Genomic DNA, 2749 nt, shown 5'->3' on the forward strand with positions numbered 1-2749 from the left:
TTCTGAATACCTGTGCTCAACCAGGTGTAAGCGTTGTCATGTATTACACTTTTTAAACAAGTTATTCCAATTTACATCATTAAATTTCATCAACTGTAAATAGTAAGTAACTAAGATCTGGTTGCACCCTGCAAGCGCGGTGTGGAAAGAACAAAAAAAACCACCAAGGATTAGCCCTGGCGGTTTTCATACAATATCTGAAAAATAGAAAATTAATTCAATTTTACGTTTACTGCGTTGAGGCCCTTCTGGCCCTGCTCGACTTCAAATGAAACATCATCATTTTCGCGGATCTGGTCTTTCAACCCGGAAGAGTGAACAAATACCTCTCGTCCACCGTCTTTGAGGGTGATGAAACCAAAACCCTTAGTCTCATTGAAAAATTTTACTACGCCTTCTTGCATGGCTTTTGAATAAAAATTAATTGAATTATTAATTGGCTTAAAGGTAAGAATAAAATATTGTAATTCAGCGTTTTTTATTTCGGTCGAGCGAGATCGTATACTCCCAAGTATACCGCGGAAGTTGGTGGATGCTGCAAGACACCATATTTTGATATAGTAAAAATATGCAACACCTTTTGCACAAGCGGAAACCTGCGCGACACTGATAATGGAAGCAGACGGTTAAGGGGCAGGTATTTTATAGGTCACCGCATTCATATTCACGCCGGCGCCCATGGAAGCAAATACAATCACACTTCCTTTCTTCAGGACTTGATCAATTAATTTCCCTTTATGCATCAAGTCGTATAAAGTGGGTAATGTTGCTACAGAACTGTTCCCGAGCCATGAAATCGTCATGGGCATCATGTCCTTCGGCGAGCTATACAGGTCGTATAGTTCAAATAGGTTCCTCAGGATCGCCTCGTCCATTTTTTCATTTGCCTGATGGATCAGCACTTTATCGACTTCCGTGACTATTAGGCCCGCTTGGTCAAGACACTGCTTCATGGTTTGTGGCACGGCTTTTAACGCATACTCGTATAGCTTCCTGCCATTCATTTTGAGAAACAGGTGATCATGGCCGTATTCAGGATTGGAAGATTTGCCCATGCGTAATACATAGGCCAGTTCGGCGGCGTAAGACTTTGTGGCATGGCTCAGCACGCCCACCGGTGTGTCATTCTGCCTGGCTTCCAAGACAATAGCTCCGGCTCCATCGGCGTAGATCATACTATCCCGATCGTGCGGATCGGAGATCCGTGATAGTGTTTCAGTTCCGATGACCAATACCCGTTTGGCACTGCCGTTGCGGATGTAAGTATCTGCTTGAATCACACCTTGTAGCCAGCCGGCACAACCGAAAGGCAAATCATAGGCGATGGTTGACGGGTTTTTGATAGTTAAACGATGCTTGACCCGGGATGCCAATGCCGGCACAAATTCACTTCTGCGGTTATCTGCTCTGATGTCGCCAAAGTTATGGGCAACGATGATATAATCCAGTGTTTCCCCGTCGATCCCACTGGACACCAGCGCGTCCTGTCCGGCGAATGCGGCAATGTCAGACGCTACCAGGTCATCGGTCACGTACCTTCTTTCCTGGATACCGGTAATCCGGCCAAATTGCCCGATGATCTCCGCATTCATTTTTTTCAGTCTAGTACCATCCTGATCATAAAAGGCATGTTCAAGGAAATCTCCGTTTCGTATTCTTCTGGTCGGAATATAACTGCCGCTTCCAACAATAACGGCATAAGTCGGATGATCCATCGCGTTGTGATATTTGAATTATTCCTTTCCAAGGAGCTTTAGCATTTTTGCATGCAGGAGCAGGGCTTTCATAAATGTTTCCTGCTCGTGATAAGGCAGCCCGAATGCTAAGGCTGTTGATTTGACAATCGGTGCTATTTTCGGATAATGAACATGACAGATTCCCGTAAAGAGGTGGTGTTCGATCTGAAAATTGAGGCCCCCAATAAACCAGGATAATATTCGGCTCTTGGTGCAAAGTTAGTCGTATTGCCCAATTCATGTATTGCCCAGCTATCTTCCATGTGCATCTTTCCTTCCGATTTGACAGGTGCTGCAAAGGCGGATGTCTCCATGATGTGCGATGGCTGGAAAACACAGGAAAGGAATAACCCTGCAGTAAAATGCATGAGCAGGAATCCGGCCAATACCAAGTACCAGGGCATGCCGGAAAATAAAATCGGCAGGACCAGTATATACCCGTAATAAAACAGCTTGTACATGGTAATGCGGAATATGGCCTGGCCAAAAGAAACTTTCTGATTGACCAGCAAGTCATGCTTTTTGTAGCGTATAATCTGCAGGTAGTCCTTTGCCGTCATCCAGAAAAGGGTCATATTCATATAAAAAAACCATGCGAAAAGATATTGGTAACGATGGAACCAATACCAGGGCTGCCGCGGAGAAAAGCGCAGCAATTTGATGCTACTGATGTCATCATCTAAACCTTCAATGTTGGTGTAGGTATGATGCAATAGATTGTGCTGGATTTTCCATGTTGCCGAATAACCACCCACGATCTCCAGGATGTGTCCGATCAGACTGTTTACTTTTTTATTGGGCGAGTAGGTTCCATGATTGGCATCATGCATGACTGCCGTGCCTATGCCTACCATTCCCCACCCCATCAGGAACCAAAGCGCGAAATACAGCCAATAATTACCAGCTGCCTGGCCCGTAACCATCAGGACATAGGGCACCACGTAAAGCAGTAACATGAAGTATGTCTTTATCCACATGGTTGTATTTGCATAAGGTGAAAGCTGATTCTTTTC

Annotated in this window: 4 protein-coding genes; all 4 read right to left on the reverse strand. The window is 44.7% G+C overall.

Annotated features, from left to right (window positions below):
• Nucleotides 1–212 precede the first annotated feature (212 nt).
• Complete coding sequence (locus ACFQRK_RS23820; RefSeq protein WP_379010923.1) at nucleotides 213–404, reverse strand: cold-shock protein; 192 nt, start codon at nucleotides 402–404, stop codon at nucleotides 213–215.
• Between the two features lie 222 nt (nucleotides 405–626).
• A complete protein-coding gene (locus tag ACFQRK_RS23825; protein WP_379010924.1) occupies nucleotides 627–1715 on the reverse strand; it encodes a 3-oxoacyl-ACP synthase III family protein in 1089 nt (362 codons plus the stop codon).
• Nucleotides 1716–1733: 18 nt separating this feature from the next.
• Nucleotides 1734–1937, reverse strand: a complete 204-nt coding sequence (locus ACFQRK_RS23830; RefSeq protein WP_379010927.1) for a fatty acid desaturase — start codon at nucleotides 1935–1937, stop codon at nucleotides 1734–1736.
• Nucleotides 1850–2749, reverse strand: a 900-nt coding sequence (locus ACFQRK_RS23835; protein ID WP_379010925.1) for a fatty acid desaturase family protein, incomplete at its 5' end; no start/stop codon positions are given. The genes ACFQRK_RS23835 and ACFQRK_RS23830, both read right to left, overlap by 88 nt.

It is taken from the genome of Parapedobacter sp. GCM10030251, from assembly GCF_042666505.1.
Taxonomy (GTDB): domain Bacteria; phylum Bacteroidota; class Bacteroidia; order Sphingobacteriales; family Sphingobacteriaceae; genus Parapedobacter.

Excerpts from the sequence above, each read along its gene's own strand:
- ACFQRK_RS23820 (WP_379010923.1), bottom strand. The coding sequence starts at position 404 with ATGCAAGAAGGCGTAGTAAAATTTTTCAATGAGACTAAGGGTTTTGGT.
- ACFQRK_RS23825 (WP_379010924.1), bottom strand. The coding sequence starts at position 1,715 with ATGGATCATCCGACTTATGCCGTTATTGTTGGAAGCGGCAGTTATATT.